21 protein-coding genes are annotated in these 26417 nt (G+C 65.1%); 14 read left to right on the top strand and 7 right to left on the bottom strand.

All coding sequences use genetic code 11. The annotated features are described in order from the left end of the window. The first annotated feature begins 47 nt into the window (after window positions 1-47). From ACIBK9_RS28880 to ACIBK9_RS28870, 3 genes are read left to right on the top strand one after another with little or no spacing between them, the layout of a single operon-like run. Entirely contained in the window at window positions 48-1334 is a 1287-nt protein-coding gene (locus ACIBK9_RS28880) for an aspartate aminotransferase family protein (protein WP_397162060.1), read from the top strand. Window positions 1335-1353: 19 nt separating this feature from the next. Then, a complete protein-coding gene (locus tag ACIBK9_RS28875; protein ID WP_397162059.1) occupies window positions 1354-2319 on the top strand; it encodes a ferritin-like domain-containing protein in 966 nt (321 codons plus the stop codon). Continuing rightward, window positions 2316-4034 (top strand): acyl-CoA dehydrogenase family protein, encoded by a 1719-nt coding sequence (locus tag ACIBK9_RS28870; protein WP_397162058.1) that lies wholly within the window; start codon window positions 2316-2318, stop codon window positions 4032-4034. The genes ACIBK9_RS28875 and ACIBK9_RS28870 overlap by 4 nt, the downstream gene beginning before the upstream one ends. Before the next feature lie 59 nt (window positions 4035-4093). Here ACIBK9_RS28870 and ACIBK9_RS28865 read toward each other — a convergent pair whose 3' ends face one another. Continuing rightward, a complete protein-coding gene (locus ACIBK9_RS28865) occupies window positions 4094-4450 on the bottom strand; it encodes an acyl carrier protein (RefSeq protein ID WP_397162057.1) in 357 nt (118 codons plus the stop codon). Window positions 4451-4749: 299 nt separating this feature from the next. Here ACIBK9_RS28865 and ACIBK9_RS28860 point away from each other — a divergent pair, with 299 nt between their 5' ends. After that, a complete protein-coding gene (locus ACIBK9_RS28860; protein ID WP_397162056.1) occupies window positions 4750-6402 on the top strand; it encodes an AMP-binding protein in 1653 nt (550 codons plus the stop codon). Here ACIBK9_RS28860 and ACIBK9_RS28855 read toward each other — a convergent pair. After that, window positions 6399-7874 (bottom strand): class I adenylate-forming enzyme family protein, encoded by a 1476-nt coding sequence (locus tag ACIBK9_RS28855; RefSeq protein ID WP_397162055.1) that lies wholly within the window; start codon window positions 7872-7874, stop codon window positions 6399-6401. The two genes, ACIBK9_RS28860 and ACIBK9_RS28855, sit on opposite strands and share 4 nt — an antisense overlap. A gap of 205 nt (window positions 7875-8079) precedes the next feature. On the opposite strand from ACIBK9_RS28855, the gene ACIBK9_RS28850 reads away from it, so the two are divergent. After that, entirely contained in the window at window positions 8080-9324 is a 1245-nt protein-coding gene (locus tag ACIBK9_RS28850; RefSeq protein WP_397162054.1) for a type III PLP-dependent enzyme, read from the top strand. Between the two features lie 64 nt (window positions 9325-9388). On the opposite strand, the gene ACIBK9_RS28845 is transcribed toward ACIBK9_RS28850, so the two are convergent. The 5 genes from ACIBK9_RS28845 to ACIBK9_RS28825 all read right to left on the bottom strand — a co-directional run bounded on the left by ACIBK9_RS28845 (window position 9389) and on the right by ACIBK9_RS28825 (window position 16764). Then, window positions 9389-11200, bottom strand: a complete 1812-nt coding sequence (locus ACIBK9_RS28845; RefSeq protein WP_397162053.1) for a glycoside hydrolase family 3 protein — start codon at window positions 11198-11200, stop codon at window positions 9389-9391. 107 nt (window positions 11201-11307) lie between these two features. Then, window positions 11308-12228, bottom strand: a complete 921-nt coding sequence (locus tag ACIBK9_RS28840; RefSeq protein ID WP_397162052.1) for an acyl-CoA dehydrogenase family protein — start codon at window positions 12226-12228, stop codon at window positions 11308-11310. Between the two features lie 378 nt (window positions 12229-12606). Next, a complete protein-coding gene (locus ACIBK9_RS28835; protein WP_397162051.1) occupies window positions 12607-13722 on the bottom strand; it encodes an acyl-CoA dehydrogenase family protein in 1116 nt (371 codons plus the stop codon). A 1-nt stretch (window position 13723) separates the two neighbouring features. Continuing rightward, entirely contained in the window at window positions 13724-15679 is a 1956-nt protein-coding gene (locus ACIBK9_RS28830; RefSeq protein WP_397162050.1) for a KedN5 family methylcobalamin-dependent radical SAM C-methyltransferase, read from the bottom strand. A gap of 371 nt (window positions 15680-16050) precedes the next feature. Beyond that, complete coding sequence (locus ACIBK9_RS28825; protein ID WP_397162049.1) at window positions 16051-16764, bottom strand: class I SAM-dependent DNA methyltransferase; 714 nt, start codon at window positions 16762-16764, stop codon at window positions 16051-16053. A 217-nt stretch (window positions 16765-16981) separates the two neighbouring features. Between ACIBK9_RS28825 and ACIBK9_RS28820 the strand changes: the two genes are divergently transcribed. The 9 genes from ACIBK9_RS28820 to ACIBK9_RS28780 all read left to right on the top strand — a co-directional run bounded on the left by ACIBK9_RS28820 (window position 16982) and on the right by ACIBK9_RS28780 (window position 26412). Beyond that, a complete protein-coding gene (locus ACIBK9_RS28820; protein ID WP_397162048.1) occupies window positions 16982-17647 on the top strand; it encodes a polysaccharide deacetylase family protein in 666 nt (221 codons plus the stop codon). Between the two features lie 443 nt (window positions 17648-18090). Beyond that, complete coding sequence (locus ACIBK9_RS28815; RefSeq protein WP_397162047.1) at window positions 18091-19116, top strand: hypothetical protein; 1026 nt, start codon at window positions 18091-18093, stop codon at window positions 19114-19116. A gap of 88 nt (window positions 19117-19204) precedes the next feature. After that, window positions 19205-20305, top strand: coding sequence for an inositol-3-phosphate synthase (locus tag ACIBK9_RS28810; protein ID WP_397162046.1), 1101 nt, complete (start codon window positions 19205-19207; stop codon window positions 20303-20305). Then, on the top strand, window positions 20302-21132 hold the full coding sequence (locus ACIBK9_RS28805) for an HAD hydrolase family protein (protein WP_397162045.1): 831 nt from the start codon (window positions 20302-20304) through the stop codon (window positions 21130-21132). The genes ACIBK9_RS28810 and ACIBK9_RS28805 overlap by 4 nt, the downstream gene beginning before the upstream one ends. A gap of 192 nt (window positions 21133-21324) precedes the next feature. Next, entirely contained in the window at window positions 21325-21873 is a 549-nt protein-coding gene (locus ACIBK9_RS28800; protein ID WP_397162044.1) for a nucleotidyltransferase family protein, read from the top strand. Continuing rightward, entirely contained in the window at window positions 21866-23152 is a 1287-nt protein-coding gene (locus tag ACIBK9_RS28795) for a DegT/DnrJ/EryC1/StrS family aminotransferase (protein ID WP_397162043.1), read from the top strand. The genes ACIBK9_RS28800 and ACIBK9_RS28795 overlap by 8 nt, the downstream gene beginning before the upstream one ends. Window positions 23153-23182: 30 nt before the next feature. Further along, window positions 23183-24181, top strand: coding sequence for a phosphotransferase enzyme family protein (locus tag ACIBK9_RS28790; RefSeq protein ID WP_397162042.1), 999 nt, complete (start codon window positions 23183-23185; stop codon window positions 24179-24181). Window positions 24182-24328: 147 nt separating this feature from the next. Next, a complete protein-coding gene (locus tag ACIBK9_RS28785; RefSeq protein WP_397162041.1) occupies window positions 24329-25186 on the top strand; it encodes a hypothetical protein in 858 nt (285 codons plus the stop codon). Next, window positions 25183-26412: a methionine adenosyltransferase gene (locus tag ACIBK9_RS28780; protein WP_397162040.1), complete on the top strand. Its 1230-nt coding sequence runs from the start codon at window positions 25183-25185 to the stop codon at window positions 26410-26412. The genes ACIBK9_RS28785 and ACIBK9_RS28780 overlap by 4 nt, the downstream gene beginning before the upstream one ends. The last annotated feature ends 5 nt before the right edge of the window (window positions 26413-26417 follow it).

Genomic DNA, 26417 nt, shown 5'->3' with positions numbered 1-26417 from the left:
GAGCTGCTTTCCCTACTTTCGAAGGGCCTGTCTTGGGCGAATTAGGAATGCACACCGCCGCTGCCCCCTCTGCGGCCGCACGTATGGCATTCACCTACGTGAAACGCCATTTATCGCCGAAGCAGGCACTCAGCGGCCGGCTGACAGGCAACGGGGCCGTAGAGGTCAGTGCGTCAGGGTGCCACGTGGAACTGTCCGACGGGCGGAGCGCGCTCGACTTCGGGTCCTACGCGGTGACGATCCTGGGGCACCGACACCCCGACGTACTGGACGCCGTGCACCGCCAGCTCGACCTCATGCCGACAGCCACCCGGCTGCTCACCAACCCGGTGACCGCGGCGGCCGCTGCAGCGCTCGCCGCCTATCTCGGTGGCGCGCTCAACCGTGTCTTCTTCGGCGCGAACGGCGCGGACGCCGTGGAGGCCGCCATCAAGCTCGCGCGTCTAGCAAGTGGACGGAGCCGGATCGTGGCGGTGCAAGGGAGTTTCCACGGCAAGTCCCTCGGGGCGCTGGCGCTCACGCATCATGAGCGCTATCGCGGCGGGTTGCAGGACGTGCTGGCACCGGTGGTTCACGTCTCACCTGACGACCCGGACGCCGTGGCGAAGGAGTGCGCCGCGGGAGACGTGGCGGCCCTGGTGTTCGAGCCGTTGCAGGGCGAGAACGGCGTTCGTCCGCTGGACGGTGAGGTGATGCGCGCATGGTGCGCGGCGGCGGCCCAGCACGGGACATTCGTCGTCGCCGACGAGATCCAGACCGGTCTTCGCCGCTGCGGCGAGCCCTCGCTCGCGTTGGAGGCGGGGCTCCCTGTGGACGCCGTCCTGCTGGGGAAGTCGCTGGGAGGGGGCGTGCTGCCGTTGTCGGCCGCCGTGTGCGGCGAGCGCTTGTACGCGCCGTTGCTCGCCGATCCCACCATCCATTCGGCGACGTTCTCCGGACACCCGCTGGCGTGCGCGGCCCTGCCCGTCGCGCTCGAAGCCATCGAGGCGTCGGCCGCTCAGGGGCGGGTGCTGGCCGCCGCGATGGAACGAGGGCTCGCTCGTTTGCGGCATGAGCACGCTCACCTCGTCGAGGGAGTGCGGGGGAAGGGCCTGTTATGGGGTCTCGACCTGCCCTCCGAGGACCTCACTGCGAAGCTGATCGTACGGCTCGCGCACGGCGGGCTTCTGGTGTCGCCGTGCATGAGCAGGCCGACCACGCTGAGGTTGATGCCGCCGCTGGTCGCGGGCGCCGACGAGGTCGAGCAGGCATTGCAGATCCTTTCGTCGGCCCTGTCCGAACTGCCCGGGCCTACGTCAAGGAATCGCCCGCGTGATCCGGTGACACTCGGCTGAGGGAGGACAGGGAGTCCTGGTGAAGGAAGGGAACGGATCGACTGTCGTCGAATCTCTGGTCATCACGAGATTCACCTGGGACTACGGGGCGAAGCAGCCGAGGCTGCGTGCTCTCTACGAGAAGGGGAAGGCGGCCCAATGGAATGCGGTGACCGACATCGACTGGACACCGCAGTTGCACTTCGGCGCCCCGCTGGTGGACAGCCTGACGACCGGGGCGGTGCAGGCGCGCCGCCCCGACAACTGCCCCGTACCGGCGGAACTGTGGAACGACTACCGCTGGGAGTATCACGCCTGGATCACCAGTCAGTTCCTTCATGGCGAGCAGGGGGCGCTCCTAGCGACCGCCCGCCTGGTGGAGACCGTCCCCGACCTCGACGACAAGTTCTACGCCGCCAGCCAGGTCACTGACGAGGCACGGCATGTCGAGGCGTTCTCCATGTACCTCGAGCGGCTCGGGCACAGCTACCCGATCAACCCGGCACTCCACACCATGCTGTCGAACATCGTGTCCGACAGCCGTTGGGACATCATCTACCTCGGCATGCAGATCATCGTCGAAGGACTGGCACTCGCCGTCTTCAGGATGAGCCAGGTCTCGAGGTTCGATCCGATCATCCGGCAGATCACCAGGCTGGTCGCGCGAGATGAGGCCAGGCACGTGGCGTTCGGAGTGCTGGCTCTGGAGGGCCTGTCCGACGAGCTGAGCAGCCGGGAGAAGGCCGATCGGGAGGAGTTCATCAAGGAGTCGGCACTGCTCATGTCACGCCGGTTCCGGCTCGAAGAGGTATGGGAGCGCATGGACATCAATGTGGCGGCCGGAGTGGAGTTCGCGATGAAGGATCCGGTGATGTGTGATTTCCGCCGGCTGATGTTCGCGAAAATCATCAGTAATCTGGCCAGACTGCAACTGCTGACCGAGGGCGTGCGGGAGCACCTGGACCAGCTGTCCCTGCTGAGACGCTCGGCGGGTGCCGGCCGATGACCGATCAGGGCGTGATCGCCTGGCAGCGGCTGATGCGGGACGACATTTGCCGTACCGCGCCATTGAGCGACATCGAGGATCATCTGGCGCGGCCGTCGACGATGGCGGCGCTCGACGAGGCGGAGCGGTGCGGCACGTATCCGCGTGCCGTGATCCGTGACCTCCGCGCCCGGGGCCTGGCAGAGCTGTTCGTGCCGGACCGTGCCAACTGCCTGGAGCTGAACACGCTCGACGCGCTCACAGCGCGACGGAGCGGGAGCCTTGCCGTCTCCATCGGAAGCACCAGCTTGGCGCTGCTGCCCGTGTACTTGTCGGGCAGCGACGAGCAGTGCGGGTTGGTGGCCCGGCGCGTGCGTGCCGGGGCGTCCGCGGCGATGCTCCTCACCGAGCTGGACCACGGCTCGAACCTGTTGCGCAACGAGGCCGCCGCACGGCGGGGCGACGGCGGTTTCACGCTCGCGGGAGAGAAACATCTCATCAACGGCGGGTCAGAGCACGACCTGCTGATGGCGTTCCTGCGTACCCGCCCAGGACCTCCAGCCGAGCAGCGGCTGGCCGGGCTTCGCGACTTCTCCCTCTTCCTGCTGGAACGCGATGCGACCGTCGAGCCGCTGCCCCGGTGGCGGACCATGCCGGTACGGGCGGCGGACATCTCTGGTGTGCGGTTCCGCGCCACGTGGGCGGCGGACGACGCGGTCGTCGGCAGGCTCGGGGATGGCTTCGCCATCGTCCAGAAGAGTCTGATGCTGTCGCATGGGGGAGTCGCGGCGTTCGCGTCCGGGGCGGTCTCCGGAGCGCTTGAGTTCGCGCTGCACCACGCGAGAACGCGCAACGTGTACGGCGGTCCCATCGTGTCGCTGGGTGCCATAGCCGAGCATCTCGTTCGCATGATGGTCCTTGATGTCGTCATCGCGGCCCTGGCCGTCAAGGCCGCATATGCGAGCAATCGTTTCGGCTCCGGGGCGGGGTATTTCGGTGCTGCCGCCAAGTACGTCTGTTGCCGGCTCGCGGAGGAGGCCGTGGGCGAGGGACGGCAGGTGCTCGGGGCGCGTGCCTTCCTCGAGTCCTTGCCCTATGCCCGGTTCGTTCGAGACGTGCCGCTGTACGGCGTGTTCGATGGCACCAGTCATGTCATGCTCGACGAGCTCAGTGCGCAGGTGATGCGCTTCGCCACCACGGCGCGCGCCCATCCGAGCACAGAAGCGCTTCGGAGTGTCTACCTGGCCGACCCGCAGCCCATCCGCGCGACGCGTCGCTCCTGGCGGCCCTACGCCCCCGCCTTGGCCGGCCGGTGCGCCGATCTCGCGTCCGAGTCGGGTAGCGCGCCGGTTGAGGTGCTGGCGGGCTTGGCGGTCGCACTGGACGGAGTGACGAGAGCCGCACGTGCCACTGGCCGCTGGGCCGCTGAGCAAGCCCTGCGTTTCGAACTGGCGGCCGTGCTGGCCGAGATCGAGGCGCTGCTGGCGGTGTGCGAGCTGGCATCGCCCGCGTGCCGGGCATCCTTGGGGCTTCCCGGAGGGGTGACGGAAACCGATGCCGCGATCCCCGGCGTCGCCGTGGAGTGGCTCGGTGGCCAGCTAGCAGACCGCCTGCGGGGCCTCAGCCGCGCCGTCGGCTCACCCGAGGCCGAGAAGGCGGTCGGTGTGTTGTGCCCCTACCAGGCTCCGGGCCAGGATAGGGCCGTGCTTCGAGCGGCTGTGACGGGAACGAATTAGCCAGGGCCCGAACCGGTCGGCCGGGGACGGGTGAAGCGGAGCCCGGCAGGGACGATTGGCTACAGAAAGTCCAGGGCGGCGGCGTCGATGACGGCCTCGACGGCTTCCATGGCCGGCAGCGTGGCCTCATTCGTGCACACTTTTTCCGCGAGGTACTCGGACAGCTCGCTCACCGTGCCGACAGGAGGAGCCTCGCCCATACTCGCCGGATCCATCGTGAAGAGGTCTTCTAGATTGAAGGCGAGCTCCAGCAGACGCATCGAGTCGAACCCGAGGTCCTCAAGAAGCCGGGCGTCGAGGTGAGCGTGCTCGGAGGGCTCCGGCGCGAACATTCCGACCATCCGTTGTACGACATCGTCTACTTTCGGCCGGAGAGCGTCATGGTCGTGACACGTGCACGCGTGGGTGTCGGTCATGAATGGCCTCTCTGCGATTGTCGCTCGTCATTGATGAGCTGACCATTGCGTGGCGGCAGGCGGTGAGGCGGTGAGGCGGTCGCACGGACCGACGATCCATCGAGGCGACGCGGCGCCTGCGGCCTTAGATTATCTCAGTCTGCTCGTCCGGAATGATCACACGCTTGTACGCCCGCACGGGAGCGCGATGGTGGAGCCCGGTGCTGGGACACACGTTCGACATGTTCATTGACTGCCTTCACATCCCCTAGGTAGAGACGTACTGAGCCGGCACGTGGCTGGTCCGAAGGAGGACGAGGGTGGCACTGCTGACATGGCTGGAGAACCCACCGGCTGACCGTGGCATGCGAATTCTCGACCGAGACGGCAGCACGTGGAATTTCTACTCCTACGCCGACTTGGCCCTGCTGACGAGGCGGGCGGCGGGGCGGTTACGGGCTGCAGGAGTGTCCGCGGGCGACGTGGTCGTCTTGGTCCGGCGCACCTCCCCCGAGTTCATGGCCGACTTTTTTGCCGCGCTGCTGCTGGGCGCCACGCCGTCGCCCGTGCCGCAGCCCTCGGTGCTGGGGGATCGGACGGCGTACCTGAATCATGTCGACCGGATCGTCCGGATGGTGTCACCGTCCGCGATCGCCACGACGGAGGATGTCGTGGCGATCATCGAGCCCGTCGTGCGTGCGCATGGATGCACCGTCGTCACCGACATTCCAGACGACATCGCGCCGCTGGACACGCACCCGGTGATACCAGAGATCGGCGTGATCCAATTCAGTTCGGGGTCCGTTGGACCTCCTCGTGGTGTCGCGGTGCCCTTCGCGTCCCTGCAGTCGAACACGGCCGCCATGCACGCCTGGCTGGAGGTCACCGGCGCCGACTCGTACGCGAGCTGGCTACCGCTCCACCATGACATGGGACTGGTCGGCATGTTCCTGTTGCCGATCGAAGGTGTGTCGGACATGTGGCTGATGCAACCGCAGGAATTTGTGCGGTCGCCGTTGCGCTGGCTCCGGTGTTTCGCGGACCACGGCGCGACGGTGACCGCGATGCCCGCGTTCGGACTGGCGCACATCGTGGCAAAGGTACGGCAGAACCAGATCATCGATCTCGACCTCAGCGGATGGCGGGTGGCCGTTGTCGGCGCCGAGCGCATTCACGCCCATGTGGTCCGCCGGTTCCTGGACCTGCTGGCGCCGTGCGGCCTGCGGCGGGAGGTCGTCGTCCCGGCGTACGGCATGGCGGAGACGACCCTCGCGGTCACGGGCAGTGCGTGCGCGGCGGACCTCAGCACCGTGATCGTGGACGGGAGAACGCTGGCGCTCGGCAGCCCCGTCAGGGGCGTCGTCGGCGAAGATGCGGGCACGACGCTGGTGGCCTGTGGCGCGCCGATCCGCGGGGTGGAGATGCGGGTGGTGGACGAGGAAGGCGGCCCGGTCGCGGAGGGCATGCTCGGCGAGATCGAGGTGCGAGGTGAGTCCCTGGCGGCCGGGTACGTGCGAGAGGACGGCGGCATCGAGAAGTTCGGCGGAGTTCTGAGGACCGGAGACGCCGGCTTCGTGCGAGGCGGGCAGCTGTACGTCGTCGGCCGCCTCGGCGACGGGGTCAAGCGATACGGCCAGTGGCTCTTCGCCGAGGACGTTGAACAGGTGGCGATCAGGGTCTCGCCGCGGCCGCGGCAGACCGTGGCGCTGGTCGGCTCTTTCGAGGGTCGCGATACGGTCGCTGTGCTGGTCGAGGGAGGCGTGGAAGCCGGCGCCGAGCACATCGGGTGCACCGTGGCCAGGCACCTGCGCGGCTTGAGGGTGATGGTATTCGTGGTGCCGCGCGGCGTTGTCATGCGGACAACGAGTGGGAAGCCGAGACGCCGGGCCATGTGGGGGCGGCTCGTTGAAGGCGCCCTTGCCACGAACGTGGTCTGGGACTCCGACACGCTCGCCGATGGCGCGCGTGCCTAACCCAGGAGTGCCGCCAGCGCCGCCCTGTCGATCTTGCCGTTGTGGTTGATCGGCATGTCCGGGAGGACTTCACACCGTTTCGGCACTTTGTACTGCTCTATCTGTGCGCCGAGCTGTTTGAGCACGTCGTAGGCGTCGAGCCGGCCGGACACGAACAGCACGGCGTCTTTCCTGGTCCCGTCGGGGGGAAGCAACGTCGCCTTGTCCACACCGGGAATGCGTAGGCAGGCCGTCTCGATCTCGATGCCGCTCACCCGGAAGCCGTTGGATTTGTAGATGTCGTCACGACGCCCCGAGAAGTAGAGATAACCATCGACGTCCACCCGCCCGTAGTCGCCGGTTCTCAACTCGGGGAGAAGCCCGTCCCTTCTGGGGAAACGTTCGTCGGTCAAGCTGGGGCTGCGCCAGTATCCGGCCATGACGTTCCGCCCTCTGACGGTGATCTCCCCGTAGGTCTCCGGAGGCAGCCGCCGCCCTTGGTCGTCCACCGTGAACACCTCGGTGCCCGGCAAGGCCCGTCCGCATGATCCGGGACGGCGCAAGTCCTCGTCCACCGGCATGATTGTGGCGCGCTTGCACTCCGTGAGGCCGTACATGAGCTGGACGCGGAGCCGGGGCAGGAGTGATCGTAGCGTGTCCGGGACATCTTCCGGCATGGCAGCGCCGGTGTTCGTCAGCAGGCGCAGCTTCGGCAACCCACCGCCGAACCTGGTGAGCATGCGGACCAGGTTCTGGGCCATGGACGGTACGGCCGGCAACACGGTCGCGCCCGATTCCTTCAGGCCGCGCACCAGCACGGGACCGACCTCGTAACGCCTTGCCAGGTGAACCGAGGCGCCGCTGAGGGCGGCGAGGAACAGCTGGTACAACCCGTAGTCGAAGGAGAGCGGAAGGCAGACGAAGACGATGTCGCCCGGCTGGTAACACAGCTGGGATTGGATGGCGTGGGCGGCGAAGAGCAACTGGTCGTGGGTCGAGACCACCGCCTTCGGCAGGCTGGTGCTTCCCGAGGTGTAGATCAGGCAGACCGGGTCCACGGCCAGGGGTGCCGCCCAGGATCCATCCTTCACCGGCGCGCGAGTGGCCATGACGAGATCGTCGACTCCCACCGCGTGGGCCCCGGCCGCCCGAGCCTGGGTCATGACTGCCGGATCGTCGCCGACAAGGAGGAAGGGCTCGGCATCCGACAGGATGTGATCGAGCGCAGGGCCGCGCACCTGTTCGTGCAGGATGACGAACGGCGCCCCGAGGCGGGCGCAGCCGTACAGCAGCGGGACCGTCACGAGGGCCTGGGGGAGCAGGATCGCGACCCTGTCGCCACGCCGCACCCCCTGTTCATGCAGCCACGTGGCGGCCCTCAGCGCGGCATGATGCAGCTCTCCGTACGTGAGGCGCTGGTCGCCCAGGCCGACGGCCGGGGCATCGCCGTGAACGTGAGCGGCGTTTTCCAGTAAATTAAAAAGGCAACTCATGCGGACTTCTCCAGGGAAGGCTGAACTGCGCCCCCGGCCGGGCGAATGCTCGTGCTGGTATTCCCGGTCCGCCCTACCGGACGGCCTGCTCGCTGTGATATCTCATGGTGAGGTCGATGTCCGGTGCTCGTCACAGGTCAGGATGACGTGGCGACGATATTTCGCTGTCTTCCGAGAACCGGTTCTTCGTGGCCTGGAGGCTGTGATGGAGATTCCTTATCACGATCTGGTGCTGGAGTTCGGGACGCCCACGTACGTGTATGAGGGTTCCCGCATGACCGGGACGCTTGCTCATGTTCGAAATGTCCTGCATTCTCGGCTGGAGGTCTTCTACTCGCTGAAGGCTAATCCAAATATCAGCGTGTTCGCGCTGCTGCACGCGAACGGGGCGCGGGCCGAGGTTTCGTCTCTTGGCGAGCTGAGAACGGTTATCGCCGCCGGTGCGGCACCCGAGGACATCATTTTTCTGGGCCCCGGAAAGAGTGATGACGAACTCGCCGCATGTATATCGGCCAATGTCTACGCCATTGTCTGCGAGGCCTTCGACGAACTCGACCGGATCGAGCGCCTGGCCGGCGAGCGCGGCGTGCGCCAAAGGGTGCTCCTGCGGATCAATCCGGCCTCGTCCGCCCCGGGCGCGCGATTGGCGATGGGCGGGAAACCGAGGCAGTTCGGCATCGACGAGAAGGCGCTGCTGGCCGAGCCGGGGCTCGCCAACCGATTCCGGCACGCGGACCTGGCCGGGGTCCAGGTCTACTGCGGCTCGAGGATCCTGGACTGGCAGGCGATCGCAGCCAACACCCGCTATGCGCTCGACTTGGCCGAGGAAGTCGCCGCCACCACGGGAATACGTCTGGATGCCGTGGACATCGGCGGCGGGTTCGGCGTGCCCTACTTTGAAGGCGAGCACGCACTCGACCTGGACGCGCTGGCAGAGGTCATGAACCCGGCGATCGAGAGGTTCGCCTACAACCACCCCGACACCAGGATGATCCTGGAGATGGGGCGGTTCCTGGTCGCCGCCGCCGGCGTATATCTCGTCCGGGTGCGCTCGGTGAAGGAATCCCACGGGCAGAGTTTCGTGATCACCGATGGGGGAACCCACCACCATCTGCCCGCCGTGGGCATCGGCTCCATCATGAGAAGGAACTTCCCCATCAAGCTCTTGGAGGACGCGGCAGGACCCGATGAGGTCTGCCAGGTCGCGGGCCTCCTCTGTACGCCCAACGACCTGCTCGGCAGGAATGTCATGCTGCCGAAGCCCCGCATCGGTGACGTCCTTGGCATCTTCCAGTCGGGAGCGTACGGGCTTTCCGCGTCCCCTGGCCTGTTCATCAGCCACGGCTTCCCAGCCGAGGTGCTCGTCCACGAGGGGAAGTCCTACCTCATACGCGAGAGAGACGAGCCGGACGACCTGCTCCGCAAGCAACGTCACCACAATTTCCAGTAGGGCGGCCGATGCCGGCCAGGGGCTCGACCCCTGCGACTGTCCGCGGGACCGGGCGAGGACCGGCTCACGGACTTTCGTTCACCATGCTCACCGGAAGGGTTCCTTTCGGACGATCGTGGCCGGTGAGGATGTCCGCCAGCGCATCGACAGAAGGCACGGACGCCGAGTAGGTGCAGAGGGCGGTGCCGAGGCCGGATGACAGGTGTGTGATGTCGAAGGGCTCAGCGAGAGAGACATGAATGATCGGGACATTGAGGCTCGCGAGGGCCGACACGAGCTCGCGCTGCCCGAAGCGCTCCTCCATCCAGGCGCGTTCCGTCATTGCGACGACCAAGTCGGTAGGCTCGACGTCCCGCGTCAAACGCCTGACGTCGTCCAGGGACGGCAGGTGATGCAGGTCGGTAGGAGCCGAGGGATGGCCAGCGGAAGTGAGCTTGCCGGCCAATCGTTTCGCGACGAGGAAGGCCGGGCTGTCGCAGGTGGCGATCACCCGCACGCGCGCGTATCGGCCGGCAGGTAAAGGGAGTAGTCCGGCGTCGTCTCTGATCAGCGTGACGGACTCGCGCCCGATCGTCCGGGCGATCGCCTTGTGCTCGGGAATGGCCACCGCGTCCGAAACGCCTGCCACGTCCACCGGTGCACCACCAAGAATGCGTCGCTGCGCCTTCACCCGGAGAATCCGTAGCACCGATTCATGCAGACGGTCCTCGCGAATCTCGCCGGATTCGACCGCTCGAAGAACGGCATCGTACGCGCGCGGGAAATTCGACGGCCGCATCAGCAGGTCGGCGCCGGCCTGGAACGCTGCCACGACATGAGATTGATCCGCCGAGTCGATGGCGCCCATGTTCAGAGCGTCCGTGACGATCAGCCCTTGGTAGTTCAGTTCGCTCCGCAGCAGGTCGGTGAGTATGCGTCGCGAGAGCGTCGCGGGTCGTGCATCCCGATCCAGTGCGGGAACGGATATATGGGCGGTCATGATGGCGTCGACACCGACGTGGATGACGTCGAGAAAAGGAGGGAGGTCCCGCCTGCTCCAGTCATGGTCCCGCTGGATCGTGGGCAGCGAGGTGTGGGAGTCGATGTCGGTCGCGCCGTGCCCGGGAAAGTGCTTGGCCACCGCCGAGACATGCTGCTGCAGGCCCTCGGTGTTGGCGGCGGCGAACGCGCCGACGCGAGCCGGGTCGGCGCCGAATGAACGAGTGCCGATGACCGTGTTGTTCACGTCGGCCAGGACGTCGCACACCGGCGCGTAGATCTGGTTGATCCCTACCCGGTTGAGCTCTTTCCCGACAACGCGTCCCACAGCACGCGCATGCTGCGGGTCTTCCGTCGCTGCCAGGGCCATCGCTCCCGGGAACTGGGTGAACGCCGGCCCCAGTCGATCCACCCGGCCGTTCTCCTGGTCGATCGCGATGAAAAGCTCGGTCGGCGCCTCGCGCTGGATGCCGTTCGACAGCCGGGCGATCTGAAGGGGGTCCACCAGGTTGATCGCCCATCGGTAATAGATCACTCCTCCCACGTGGTAGGTCGCTATGAGCTCCTGGGCATCTCGCACGCCGAAATCCGCCATATTCCGCTGCGCCGCCCATGGCGAAACGTTTGTGGACGTGTGACCGTGCACGTGCGACATGAAAAGCTGTCCGACCTCTTCCCTGAGGCTGAGCTTGGCCAGCCAGATCAAGGCTTGGGTTTCTGCGGCCGCGGCATTCGCCTGTTGCATGTTGCGCCTTCCGTGAACCATAAAAAGAGCTTCTGTGCGGGAGACTGCGGCCGTGAACACACCTGCGCCGACCAACTGGCCGGTGCAGCGACGGCATACCGGCCGGTTTGGAGGCACAGGCCAGTGGACGCGGTCGCTGACGACCGCGGTCATTCACGGCCATTCGGTCAGGCTGTGGACCAGCAGGCAGTCGATGATCGACGACACTCCGGTCGGTGTCGCGAACCTGCTCTCGGTCGACATGTGGCGTCTCCTCCGGACTAAGGAGCAGGCTTGCGGCTGTCACGGAGTTCACACCGTGGTCGGCGAGGCTGAGGCTGGGGGAGGTCGGCTCGCCAGGAGGAGAGCCGGCCCACATCCCTGAAGTGTCGTTCCAGAGGTACGGGCGTATCCCGCTGGTACCTGGTCATTGCCCCGCCCAGCTGCACGAGGCGGTCCACCGCCGAGAACGTCAGTTCCGTACATGCGACCTTCAAGGCGTCCAGTCGGACATGCAGCGGACGGTCGTTCAGAGGCGCCCCTGCGAGCCGGCGCCGCACCTTGTCGCGCATGCGAAGGAGATACATGCCCGACAGGTGCAGGCCGATACGAGCGCGGGCGAGCCGGTGCCGGACCAGGTCGCTGTCCATGGAGATGCCACTTGAGCGCTGCTCGGACCGGATCAGCGCGAGCAGCTGCGTCCAGCGCGATGCGTCCGGGCCGGCCCGCATGGTGATCAGGAAGGCGTCGGCGTACTCGCCGCCCGTCATTACCGGTGCGCTACGCCGAACCAGCAGGTTCTCGTCTTCAGTGAGGAACGCGGAGTGCGCGCTTAGCAAATCGCCGCACTTGGCCGGCTCAGTAGTGACCGACGCGAGACAGTAACCCTCCTGCGCTTTACCAGGCAGGAGTTCCGTGCGTAGCCGTTCACCGGCGGGCCGTTCGATGACATCGACCTGCTGGCGATGCATGGCCCAGATCATCGTGGTGGGCAGGCGACCGCTGGCGTGGAGCGCCGCCACATCGACCAGGTCTCCGAGATCGCCGCCCATGCCACCGTGCCCGGCTGGAACCAGCAGCCCGAAGAGGCCGGACTGGCGCAGCGCCTGCACGCCTTCGTGCGGAAACGCGGCCTCGGCATCCGTCTTCGTCGCGTGCTGCGCGAGCACGGGAACCAGCTCGGTCGCGATCGCCTTCATCATGTCAGCTCCGTTTCGTGTCAGCGGCGGTGATTCGATTCGTGTGACAGCCGGAGCCGGGCCGCGGAGACGACTTTCGTTCCGTGCGGCATTACCTTGGCGGGGCCGGGCGGTCGGACGCCGTGCCAGACGCGGGCGGGACTCTGCCCGGGCCGGCGTGGCGCTTGGCGAATCCGCCGCCCCAAATCCACGATGCGTATCGGCAGGCCGGTCTGGTCTCGCAGGCGCCCCGCCCGCGAGATGCTCGCGTGGGAGGCATCAAGGCGGCACCCAGCCGATGGACGAACTGGGGAATCTCGTATCGCCGCATCAAGCTAGCGGGCTCGTCAATGGCATCGGGACCGATCCGCGTCTCGGCGGGAAACCCGCGGCGAGCTGAGCTCAACTGATGCTGAGGTTCACGGGAAGATCGGCGCGCTCCCTGAGAACCTGAGGCGTGGATCCCTGGACAGTGCAGAAGAACAGCGCCTCGCGAGCCCAGCGCTGGGCTGGATGGTCACGCGCCATGCCGGAGGCCCCGCAGACGCTGAGGTAGGTCAACGCGATCTCGTTCAGCAACCAAAGGGCACTATTCCTCAGCTTGATCTTCTCGGAGATCTCTTCATCGGGACGTGAGTGATCCACCAGGTGATACGCCCGGCTCCGAATGTGCTCAACCTGGCCGACAAGGCGATCTGCCGTCCCGCGGACGCGCGGTTGTCCATGCTCTACGCCGCGATCTCGCAATGCGGCGAGGATTGCCCGGGCGATGCCGAACACAGCGGGACTGGCGTTGATCAGGCGCAGGGCATCGGGCTCGCGCCACGTTTCCAGGCCGACGGCCTCGACCACGCTCGCCTCTTCCACGAAGGCGCCATCCAGGCACAGGCTCACGGTACGCGTACCACCCATGGCCGCAAGTGGCAGATCAGCGGATGCTCGTAGACAATCCTGCTCTTCTGCGTTTATCACCAAAAAGACCACTCTGCCGTCGTGCGTGTGAGCACCGATCACCAAGATGTCATTGAGCCCCCACCCGGTATACCAGTTGGTCCTTCCGGTGATTCGCCAACCGTTCTCCTCCTGCACCGCGACAAGGGCCGGTGGCCCGGGTCGCCGAAGATGTGACACGGCCGCGCCCGCGATGATTGAGCCGGAGCACATCTTCCCCAGTATCTGCTCCTTCAGGGCATCGTTGGGGGAATCCGCGACCATCCGCATCGCCGGGAAATGCTGCCCAGCGGTCAGCCAGGTCGACGCGCATGCACCGGCGAGAATCTCCATGAACTCACGCATGACCGCTGCGGGCACGTCCGTTCCCCCGAAGGCCGTCGGGCCGCCCAGGCCGAAGGCCCCGATCTCGGCGAGCGCTGTGAGGTGCGACGGAGGGATAGCTCCTTGGTCGACCAGCTGGGCATTCGGTATGAGCACCTTGTTAGCGACTTGGGCGATCGCGACGATGAAAGGATTCTCGCGGCACTCTTCCGCGGGGGGCAGCGGCCACGACATCACATCCATCTCAATTGCCTTCCTGGAATTCCTGGTCGCGCGCCAGACCGGTTCGGGAAGTGACAACGCCCATGTAATGCATGATCTCTTCGTGGTTGGTCGAGAGCACCGAGTTCAGGGCGCCCGTCTTGTAATAGAGGTCGATTCGCGTCTTCTTCGGCGCCGAGGAAACCTCCCTCCCTGCTCGCAGCTCGGCAAGCAGTGAGGGAACGTCGAAATCGAGGTCTATGCCAGCTCTGACGTAGTGGTCAACGCCGTTGAGACACACTATGGGCAGATCAGGGCCACGGGCGGTGCCGACAGAACTCGGGTTCGTCGGGCAGACGGGCCGGGTGAGGAGATCATAGCGGAACACCTCGTCCAGCAGAGGTCTGAACGTGGCGGGAATCAATGGCGCCAGTCCGGCACTCCACCATTTCTCGAGTGCTCGTGTGCCGTCAGGGTCGACGAAGAGGTAAGCGATGGCTGCGGCGTAGGCCGGCGCGCCGCCACCATGTGCACGCCGAGCCATGTCACGCAAGGGCAATACCGCCTCATCATCGCTCTTCTCGACCCAGGTGCAGATATTGTCGAGTACTTGCGACTGCGTTATGCCCACCAGGTGCCTGAGCGGCGCCCAGATATGGCGCAGAACGGCATTCTCGGCGATAACACGAGCCCAGAAGAGGAAGTGCAGCATCTGCTGGTTCTCGTCGAACGTGAGATGCCGGTGGGCCAGGACGTACTCGAAGTCGTCGCTGTCGCCGCGAATCGAAATGATGCCAAGCTCTTCCTTCTTCTCGCTGAACCCGGTGTTCGGCAGGAGCATGAGCGGATAGACGGCGATGCGTGATACGACTTCCGAGAGCTCGTCATAGCCTCGGAGAAACGAGTCGACGGTCTCGCCCGGTAGGCCCCAGATGAGCTCCGCATAGCAGTCGAGGCCTTCGTCCTGCAGCCAGGCGGCCAGGTCCTTCCACTTGTTGAGCCTCATGTTCCTACGGTCCATCAGCCGCAGAGCCTCTTGATCCAGTGACTGGAGCGCCATGGTGAAGGAGCTCTTCAGGCCGGCGTCCTTCATCTTGCGGACGATGTCATAGAACAGGGCGGATTTGTTCTTCGCCCACGAGGTCTCGAAGGCTTTCGGGAAGCCGTACGTCTCTTTGACCTCCAGGAGATCCTGGACGAACTCCCCGTCGATGGGCAGCATGCCGAAGTTGGCGTCGCAAGCCACGATCGTATGGACGCCAAGCTTCGCGAAAATCTCTATTTCGGCGCGGAGCCGCTCTCGGGAGAAGGCTCGGACGCGCTGACCTATCGCGCCTCCCCAATAACAGAAAGAGCATTTGTACGGACATCCACGATTGGTCTCGAGGAGTGCCACGTCATATCGAAACTGCCCTGCCGCGTCGATCATGTCGATCGCGCCTGTAAGATACGGAGAAGGGATGACATCGAGTTGGTTCAGCGGCGGGCGTGAGGCATTGGTGACGGCCAGACCGTCTTTACGCCTCCACGAGATTCCCGCGATTTGTGGCAGCGACTCGGTCCAGGTCCCGGCTGTTCTCGCCCTGAGCAGCTCTCGAAAGGTTATTTCTCCCTCCCCGTTCACGACGATATCGACGTCCGGACACAGGCGAAACACCCGTACCGCCTGCTGGGACACGTGCGTACCGCCGAAAACGACCAGGCCTTGGGGATTGAGCCGCTTGTAAACAGCCGCCAGCGCGCTGAACGCAGAGAAGTTCCAGCCGAACACCGAGAAGGCAAGAACATCGGGGATCTCCTGGCGGAAGAGCTTGAACGCCATCTCGGTATGCGTCACTTTTCCACGAAAATTTTGAATCTCTATTGCTGTGGCCGCGCAGACCGTTTCGTCGGCCATGGCCGTGGCCTTGAGATACCCGGCTGCCAGAGGGACGGATTCAAGAGGCATGTCCCATACGCCCTGCTGCACAATGACCACACTCAACTTACTGTCCGACATCAGTCGCTCACCATATTCTTCGCTTATGCGTGCCTGGCCCTGCCCTCGGGTCTCCGCGCGGCAACAGACAGTCGACGGGACGGCCAATTGGAACAAACTGACCTTCGAGACGGTCTGGATACTCTCTGCACACGGGCCTGGAGAATGTTCGGCAGAGATCCGCTGTGTGACGGCCTCTGTCAAGCGCTACTGTTCAAGTGAGAATCGGCCGCAGTTGAACGCGGCGCCGCCCACAGGCTGACCTCTAAGGCTGACGTTGTGGCAGCTGAATGCCAGCCGAATCCACCGGTGGCCGCAGATTCGCCAATCTAGCACCCGGTGCACTTGCCAAGCAGCTGAACACGATCGAATGTGCGGGCCGGCCATGCGGCTCATCGGTCGCTGGTCATGGCCGCAGGGGCGCTTCGTTGCTGGCGAACTTCGACCTGTGCAACGAGCCCTGGCCTGGACCGGAACGTCTCGGCAGATCCCTTGCCATATACTTCGAGAAGAAATTGTTCCTCATGCCGGCTGAGAAGAGTCAGGCCCGGCTGTTCGGCAAAACCGAGATGAACTTCGTCGGCACTCAACGGCGTATCATCGTGAGGACGCCAGTGAACGAGCAGGAGAATGCCCCCCTCTATGAGGCTGTCGACGGTTTTGGTGACGAATTCTCGGTAATCGCTGCGCTCGAAGTAGCAGAGTGTCTCCAAGACTGCAATGAGATCGAACTTCTCATCTGGCCAGTCGCGAGGTAGCTCCAATCTGGAGAAATCCACTCGCCCGAGCTGATCCACGTCCTGTTCCTGTGCGTACCGTCTGCGAGCATGCTGCAGTGCCGATTCGGAGAAATCCGCGGCAAGCACCCTCTTGCATCGCCGCGCGAACTCGAGTGTGTGCACACCCGTTGCGCAGCCAGGCTCGAAAGCGTTATCGTACCGCTGATCTGGAAGTGCCGCGAGTGTGATTCGGCGTTTCCGTTCTTCATACCATCTGGATTCGAAGAGGAACGGGTCGGAGGATGTTTTGTAGCGCTCTTCGAAGTAGTCAACGCCGAATGACAATGTGGCCCCCTGTCGGGCTTGAGGCAGGTGCTTCGTGAGCACGCGGCACCCCAGAAAGGGGCGGCATCGGGATCCCAACGGCACGACACCCCCAGGACTTCTCAAGAAGTTACCTGAGCGGCTGATAGTTGGGAAGCTGCTTGACGCCTCCGGGGTCCGTGATGGGTGGCTGTAGGGCGTGATGGCATGCCGTAGGCTCTGCAGCCGTCTGAAAGTCTGGGCCTGCGGGCGGAATAGGTCGACTCCCGGAGGGATCAACATGAGAGATGTAGCGCTTACGTTCGACGTCGAGCACCCAGATCAGCCGAATGGCGACCCGCTCATCGTGCAGGCCACCCTTGACCGCCTTAGTGAAGCGGCAATACAGGCGTCCTTCTTCATTCAGGGCTCGTGGGCTGCCGCATACCCCGAAATAGCCCGGCGTATCGCGAAGGAGGGGCACCTCATCGGTCTTCACTCCCAGTGGCACACTGCTTATACCTATCTCACCGACGAGGGCATCGACGCAGACCTTTCTCGTGGCCACAAGATCGTCAAGAATGTTACCGGCCGAGATCCACTGCCTTGGTTCCGGCTGCCCTTCGGCCGTGGCTCGGACGATGCACATGTGCTTGGGCTTCTGGCTGCGTCCGGGTTCAGAAATGTCTACTGGAATGTTGATCCCGTGGACTGGGACTGTACGGCTACGACCGCTGAGGTCTGTCATGCCATGGCGGCCGGCACACGGGAGGTAGGGGGCCCTGCGGTGATTGTTTGCCACTCTTGGTCGCAGCTGACCATGGCGGCCTTACCTTCGTTCATCAAAGGTGCGAGAGAAGGGTTTCAGTTCGTGACCCTTGATCAACTGCCGGACGAGGCCGTTTCCCGGCTGAGTCCCACATCAGTATGGACCCGAGCGGGCTCACAGGGCCCATTCGTTGGCTGACTGATCCAGCCTACGAGTCCACGTGGCGTTCTCTCGCGCACCGGGCCCAGGATTCGGCTTATGGACATCGGGGATGCGGAGTCCGTGCTGCGTTGTATGGGAAGGCGGAGCAGAAACGCGCATGATTCAGCCGCGTACAACTGAGGCCACGCGGCAGTTGCACGGGGTGGTACAAACCTCACTTCCAGCGGCAACGGCCTGGTGAATGATCTGTGAGCTGCTTGCGGTCGTCAGTGAGGACTCGACGGGTACGCCATCCGGTCGCCGTCGATCGGAAACGTCCTGATCATGGCGTAGTCGGCCCGCCTGCGTGCCGCAGACCCTGTAGGACTCTGCTGGTTAGGTCGGATTGGTGGCTTGAGTTCACGACCTGATAGTCCATCTCCTGATCATGAACGGCATGGCAGCAGTCGTGGTTGTCTTCGTCCTGCCTGCCGGAACGGATGGAAGCGGTGATGTCGATACAGCCGATGCCGTGGCCGGAACTGGCGCCCGAGGTCGCGGCGGCGATCCGGGCCATCTGCCGAGGTAAACGGCAGGTGCCGTTACCAGTGCGGGTACGTGATGAGCTCGGCGAGGTGTTCGCTGATGAGGCGTTCGCAGGTGCCTTCGGCAAGGAAGACAGGCCAAAGCTGATCACCAGGACGGCTAGCAGTGATCACGGTGCCGCAGCGGGTGGCCAACCTCACCGACTGGATCTGCTGCTGGCCGCGGGTGGCAAGCAGTGCACCGCCTCCACCCATGTGGTCTTCGCGGTGCGGGATGTGAATCGGGTGGAGTCGGCCAGGGAATGCGTGCGTGGTGCGTTGGAGGCGCTGGCGATGGCCGCGCCCGGATGGGTGCAGCGGGTGCTGGAGGCGCTTGGCTGGGCCGAACGCTATCGGCTGCGGGCCGATTCCTGGCGGAGGCTCACCTCCAAGACCAAGCAAGAGGAACTGGCGCGAGTCTATGAGGCCGATGGGTACGCGCTGATCGAGGCTGTATGTGCGCCGTTCTCCCCGGCCTGGCGGCGCCACCTGCCGGCCGTCGATGTGCCGCGCATCGTGTTCCAAAACTATGCGCGCGTCGCCGACCGGCGGGGACGGCAGGTGATCGAACGGCGCCAGGACCTCAACCAGGGCGGCGAGGGCCTGCCATCGGGCAGATGCTGGCTGAGTTTGCCCCATGACCTGAATGCGCGCTGGGCGGCCAAGGGCAGCGAGTCGATGTGGAACAGCTACAAGGTGCACATCAGCGAAACCTGCCGACGCAGCGCCGCCCCTCAAGGCATCGTCTCCGACACCGGCGGCATCGACCACGGCACAAGGCCGCCGAATCTGATCATAAACATGGCCACCACCGACGCCACTGTGCCCGACACGGCGATGACCGAGAGCATCTATCAGCACCTGGCTAGGCGCGGCGGTGTCGATCAGCACCCCACCGCATCACCGAGCATCACCCCGACACCGCAAGGGATCCGCAGATGACATTACAACCAGAGCGCGGCACGCGCTGCCGGCCGCCCTCGCGCCCAGCAGCCCGAACTATGGAGGACGCAGCCGCCGGAGGGCGGCGATGATCGGCCGCGAGGTGAGGGTGGCGCTGGCCGGGGTCGGATCATGCGCTTCAAGTTTGGTACAGGCGGTAGAACTTGCCCGGCAGAGCGACGCCGACATGCCCGGCATCATGTACGCGTCGATCGGCCCCTATCGGCTGGCGGACGTCCGCTTTGTTGCCGTCTTCGAGGTCGACCGCAACAAGATCGGCCTGGATCTGGCGAAAGCGATCTTCCAGATGCCGACTGCCGCCGTGGCTCATGTGCATGTGGAACCGAAGGGGCTGACAGTCGAATGTGGCCCGGTGCTAGACGGCATCGACGGCAACCTCCGCAGGCTGATCGAACCCCACGAGAAGTGCGCATCCGTCTCGATAGACGATGTACGTGGCAGGCTGGTCGAGTCGCGCGCCGACGTGCTTGTATGTGTCCTGCCCACCGGCGCCACCGCTGCCGTCCAAGCGTACGCACGCGCCGCTGCGTTGGCCGGGGTGGCCTTCGTCAACGCCACCCCCGAGCCCGTAGCGCACGAGCCAGAGCTGGTGACGCTGTTCGAGGCGAACGGCGCACCGCTGCTCGGCGACGATCTGCGTAGCCATCTGGGGGCGACTACCCTGCACACGGCCTTGCTGGAGCTGCTGCAGTCCCGCCATCTGGCCATCACGAACACTTACCAGCTCAACATCGGCGGCAACAGCGACTTCCTCAATCTCTCCGACACGCAGCGGGCCGCCGGGAAGTTGCGGTCCAAGCGCAACGCCCTTAACGCCGCTGGCATCAACGCGAGAGACGTCTCGGCCGGCCCCAATGGGTATGTCGCCTACCTTGGCGACACGAAAGCGTGCTTCATCCGCATCGAGGCGACCTCGGTGCTGGATTCGACGCTTGTCCTCGACATCCGATTGGAGGTCGAGGACAGCCCGAACGCCGCTGGAGTGTTGGCCAATGCCATCAGACTCGCCAAGGTCGCAGCGGATCAGGGCCACGCGGGCGTGCTCGACCCAGTGTGCCCGTTCCTGTTCAAGAGCCCGCGCTATGGTGCGACCGAGTCGGAAGGACTGCGCCGGTTCACCGAGTTCGTCGAGTCTGTGGCCGTCCTGGCTGAGGGGGATGGGAGTTGACGACCGCAGCCGAGCAGACCCGCACCTTGCGCTTCGCCGCCTTCGATCTCGATGGAACCGTGCTCGATCGCTCCGGACGGTTCGTCGCCGGCCTGGACGCCGGGCTACGCCGCGTGCGCGGCAGCGGACTGATCCCGATCATCATCAGCGGCCGGTCGTACCAGAGCTTCCTGCTGCTGGCGCTAGCGGCGAACACGATCGAACTCTGGGACCATTGCGTCCTGCTGGACGAGGGCGACGTGGTGTACGACCGCGCCAACGACAACCTGCACTACCGACGAGTGCTACCGGCGCACACCGTGGCGACCCTCCTCGGCCTGGGCCAGTCTGATCTGGTCGTGCAGTGGCGGGGTACCCATCACGCGAGCAGCGCTCGGGCCGCGGCCGCGTTCGCGATGGCCTACGAACTGCCCCGTGTCGGCATCAGAGTGGGGCTGCCACCCGAAAGTGCCCGGCCCACGCGGGTGACGGTATTCGGCACTCACTCCGACCTATGTACGGCCGTTGGTAGCGAGGTCGACGTCGACGTAATCCGTCCGTTCGGAGCCACGGTGCTGCGACCGCGCAGTGCCGGCAAGGCGGCCAGCCTGGCCGCGCACCTGGCCGCCGCGTTCGGCGAACCTGATCTCACGCGCGTGATTGCTTTCGGCGACGGGGACAGTGACGCGTCAATGCTCGCAGCCTGCCGCATCGGCGTGGCCGTGGCCGGCAGCTCCGCCGCCGCTTTGGCAGCCGCTTCGATCCAACTCGACCACGACCTCCCCGGCTTCCTGGCCAATTACGACTTCACGAGCGCGCCGACAGCACGGAAGGGAGGAGCACGATGAGTCCGCCACCGGAGATCGAGACGACGCTCATGCTGTCCAACTCGAGACTGACCGAGGCCGAGCGGCCCCGGCTGCGCGAGCTGCTGCACCAGGCGAGGGACTGGTATCGAGTGCTCCGCCTACTTGCGGTGCATCAAACCGCGGGCATCGCCTCAGCCACCGTTCTCCACCATGCCATAGACGGGCGCCGCCATGTCAAAACCACCTACTTCCTCAAAGGGCTGGAGGTCGTCCATGAGGGCCAGTCGCTCATGGCGGAGGAGCAACTGGAGTTCGGCGCTTGTGGAGCGCGACCTCGATGCAGGCGGCATACCCAGCGCTCTGCTCAAGGGGGCCGCGGTGGCCTGCATGGGCTACCGGCGGATGGGCATGCGGCGGTTCAAAGACAACGATCTGCTGATCGACCACACGAACTTAGCAGCTGCCGTCGCCGCGTTAAGACAGCTCGGCTACGTCCAAGGGGACGTCCACTTCTATGAGGCCGTTTGCCACGGTGAAGTGCTGAAGCGCAAGGACCCCTTATTAGCCGAGCTCAGCGACGTGATGGTCCTGCTGAACGAGCAAGTCCTGGCGACACTTCCAGATCGGGCCGACGACCTGGGGCTGGCACAGGCGGTCCACTACATCCTGCACGCCGTCAATACGCTTTATCCCGGGCAGGTACCGCAGTCGCTGATCGGACGCTTCTTCGACGCGCACCGCGTGCTAGAGCTTCTCGAGACAGAGGATACCTATGGCTGACACGCTGGCGTTGCTTGGCGGCCGGCCCGTTCTCGAGCAGGCACCGCCGAACCGGTGGCCGATCGTGACCGATGCCGACATCAAGGTCGCCACCGAACTACTGGAGCGGGGCGAGATCTCCTATGTCGGCCGACAGGGCAAGGTGTTTGAGCTCGAGGAGATGTTCCAGCAATACCTGGGTGTCGAGTTCGCGCTGGCGGCCAACAGTGGCAGCTCAGCTCTGCACTCGGCCTACTTCGGCCTTGACCTGAGACCCGGCGACGAGGTGCTGGCGCCGACGTACACCTTCATCTCCACAGTGATGCCGATCTTCATCGTCAACGCGGTGCCGGTGCTCGTTGACGCCGACGAGTGGACCGGCAACCTCGATCCGTCGGCACTGGAGGCCCTGATCACGCCCCGGACCAGGGCCATCGTGGTGACCCACATGAACGGCTATCCAGTGGATATGCCGGCCGTGATGCGAGTGGCGCAGCACCATGGACTGAAGGTGGTCGAAGACTGCTCACTCGCGCATGGTGCAGTATGCGCCGGTCGGAAGGTCGGCACGTTCGGCAACGCGGCGGTGTTCAGCCTGCAGTCGAACAAGCTGGTCACTGCGGGCAACGGAGGGATGCTGGTCACCCGAGATCGCAGGATCTACGAGCGGGCGATCCTGCTCGGCCACTTCCTCGACCGGTCGCGGGACGACGTCCACAGCGAGGAATACCTGCCTTTCGTACCCACAGGCTTCGGACTCAACAACCGCATCCATCCTGTCGGCGCGGCGCTTGCGATCGGAAGCCTCGGACGGCTGGAGGAAGTGCTCGCTGCACGGCGCGCCAACGCCGAGCTGCTGGACCAACTACTGGTGGACGTATCGGGCCTGCACCCTCCGGTCCGCCAGCCACACATGGAACGTCCAGTGCACTATGGCTACCAGCCGCTGTATTGCCCTGACGAGCTCGACGGACTGCCGATCGACCTGTTCGTGCGCGCCGCCAAAGCCGAGGGGGTGCCGATCGCGCAGGCCAGAACCCCGCCCCTGCACCGTCAGCCAGCATTTCAGCGCGCGGACACTGGTATCGGCACCTACGGCCACTTCGACCGGCAGGGTGCGCACTACCGGGTCTACCGCGACGGCGACCTGCCCGGCAGTGAGGCCTATGTACAGCGGGTGCTGCGTATGCCCGCATACTCCACAGTCGAGACCCCGGCGCATGAGCTGTTCGCGCAGGCGCTGGCCAAGGTCGCCGCGAATGCCGAAGCGCTGCGGAATTGGGCCCGGCATGAGAAGTAACCGCGCACACATAATGGCGAAAGGGCTGCCATGAGCTGGAAAGAGAGCGACGATCCGCTGGTGCCCAAGATCCTTCGGGACGAGTTCCGGCTCGGAGCCGTTGGGGGCGTCGAGTGGTATGACCGGGAGAGCACCAACGGCGTCTTTCGTGCACAGACTACGCATGGGCCGGTCATCATCAAGCGGCTGGGTCGGCCCGGCACCATCGAGTGGCTCGAGTTTCAAGCTGACACGCTGCAGGCGCTACACGAGTGCGGGTTCCCGGCACAGCCACTGCTGCGCTGCCCCGATGGCCGGCGCACCGTACTGGCCCACGACGAGCAGTGGCAGGTCACGCCGTTCATCGCCGGCCGACCGTTCACCCCAGGCAGCGAAGCCGACGTCGATGTGGCAGCAGCGTGCCTGAGCCGTCTACATGGATTATCGGCACTGGCGCCCGAACCGTCGCCGACCAGCCCGATCCGCGACGCCGAGGCCTGGCTGCATCTGGATGAGACGGACCTCTCCGAGGTCGCTGCGACCATCCAGGAATTGGCACCGCACACGCCGTCGGAAGTGTTCGACAAATACCGGGCAGCGTGGCAGCGGGCACGCCAGACCCTGTCGCTGGAGGGCTACCAGGCTCTGCCGCACCGACTCACCCATGGTGAGTACGTGGGTTCCAACCTGCTTTATGGCAGCGACGATGTGATCTGCATCGTCGATTGGGACGGCCTGCAGGTCCGCCCTCGGCTGGCCGATCTCGCCCGCGCCAGCCTCTTTTTCCCGCGTCGGGTTCGGGGCGGCATCGAGGTCATCGAGTCGCTGGTGCCTCGGTTCCTGCGTGTGGCGACCCAGTCGGAGCCACTGCTCGACAACGAGCGGGACGCGATCATCCCTTTCCTCGAGCTCTACTTCGTGCCGATCCCGGCGTTCCTTCGCATGATTGCTGAGCGTAATCCGACGATGCTGGACTGGTACCTCGGCTGGAGCTCGGCGGCGGCCGGGCGTGTACGGCAGATTCTCACGCGGCTGTTAGAAGGGTGCTAACAGCGCATGCTGCTATGTGAGGCGGCCGGCGGTCGGGTCTGCGTACGCCTACCCGACCGATGGGAGGCATGGGCGATCCGACGTTTGGAGCCGTTCCTGCACACGACCCCGATAGCGTCGCGTCCTGCGGGCTGTTGGCTGCTGTCAGTGGACAGGCCGCCGTCGGCGGGCAGTTTCGAGCCGGTCGACGTCACGCCACCGGGCTGTCCGATCATCATCCTGTGGTTCGACCCGGCCGCCCGCGAACTGGTGATCCCGGCCGGAGCGGATTCCCGGCTCTCTGCGCACCTCACTGTGCGCTACACACGTATCCTGCTGCGGTTGATGGCGGCCGCGTACGGCGGGGCGTTCCTGCACGCGGGCCTGGTGCACGCCGGGCGTGGTGTGGCCGTGCTTGGCGGCAAGCGGGCGGGTAAGACCTCCACCATCCTGGCGGCGCTACAGCATGGCGCGACGTTCGTGAGCAATGACGACCTGTCGGTGCATCGCGTCGACGGCGGTTGGTGGGCGCAGGGCTGGCCGCGTGCGGTGTCCGTGCGTGGCCACACCTTCACCGCGCTGGGCATGTCGGTCGCTGACGTCCTCCGCGAGCAGGGTTGGTCGCTGGAACACCCCGAATCGGCGGGGATCGAACTGCCTGCGGCGGACAGCGACGAGCGGATCGTGCTCTATCCGCACGAGCTCACCGCCTTGTGCGGCGCACCCATGGCCGGTGCCGCCAGCCTGGACACGCTGGTCTTCCCCTCGTTTGGACCAGGCCCGGCAAGGCTGCTTCCGCTCACACCGGCACAGACCGCTGCGCTCCTCCGCCACAACCTTCTGCCGGTTCCTGTCAAGGATGCTGACTTCCTGCTCGCCTGCTTCCCCCCTGCCACGCCTGAAGCTGTGGCCGACGAGCTACACCGCCTTGCCCATGACCTGTCCGGCTTTGCATTGGAACAAAGCTTCACTGCCCTTTACGAGGGTGCGGTGCTGCTGCAGAACCTGTTGAGAGGATCAACATGACCAACGCGACCCCTGACATTCTCCGTATACATGCCGACCAGGGGAACGACATCGAGGCCCTGCCGTACGAACTAGTCGAGCGCAAGGGTGTGGGCCACCCCGACACGATGTGCGACGCCATTGCCGAACGCGCATCCAGCCTCTACGCCCAGTATTGCGTCGAGAACTTTGGCCGGGTCGCGCATCACTGGTTCGACAAGGTGATGCTCTTCGGCGGCGAGGCCGACATCGACTACGGCAAGGGCGAGATGACCAAGCCGTACACCGTCCTGTTCGCGGGCAAGGGTGCGTACTCGTTCGGGGACCACCTGATCCCGCTGCACGACATCCTCTTCGAGGCCACCGCCAAGACACTCGCCGAGGTGACCACTGGTTTCGAGCCGCACCGCCACCTGAATCTTCGCTGCGAGATCGTGGACCACCAGGGCGCGGGCCGCGGGCGCTCACGCTACCGGCCCGAGGAACTGGACGATCTGGTGGCGATCGGTGACGACAGGCTCGTGTCCAACGATTGCAATCTGCTTCACGGCTACGCGCCGTTGAGCCGACTGGAGATTGCCGTGCTGCGGGTAGAGCAGCTGATCAACGGACCGGAGTTCAAGTTGGCTAATCCCGACACCGGTTGGGACGTCAAAGTGTTCGGCAGCCGCCGCAACGGGCAATTCCGGCTTATCGTCAACATGCCGTTCCTCGGCGCACGCATCCACTCGCTCCACGAGTATTTCGCCCGCAAGGACGAGTGCACTGAGCAGATCTTGGTGTTCCTCACCGAGTTGCTCGGCCAGGCGCCTGAATTGCTGGTCAACCCCACGGACCGCAACGGCAGGCCATACCTGACCGCGCTCGGTTCCGTCGCCGACACCGGCGACGTAGGCGTGGTTGGCCGCGGGAATCGGCTCAATGGGCTCATCACGCCGATGCGCTCCATGAGCATCGAGGCGCCTGCGGGCAAGAATCCGCTTGACCACACCGGCAAGCTCTATGGCGTCCTGGCCCACGAACTCGCCACGCAGCTGTACACCGCACTTGGCAAGCCCACCGAGACGCACATCTTCACCTCGAAAGAGGCACCGCTCGATCGTCCAGACGAGGTGGTGATCCGCTTGCGGGACTGGACAGCCAACGCCGAGGATGAAAAGAAGATCATCGAGATTGTGCAGCACCGCCTCGCAACGATGGCGGACATCACGCGGACGCTGGTGTTCACCGGCATCACGATGTGGTGAAAGCG

The sequence above is a fragment of the Nonomuraea sp. NPDC050227 genome (genome assembly GCF_044459705.1).
In the GTDB taxonomy this organism is placed as follows: Bacteria; Actinomycetota; Actinomycetes; order Streptosporangiales; family Streptosporangiaceae; genus Nonomuraea.
Note: the sequence above shows the minus strand (reverse complement) of the source record. Positions and strands in the feature narration are given on the sequence as shown.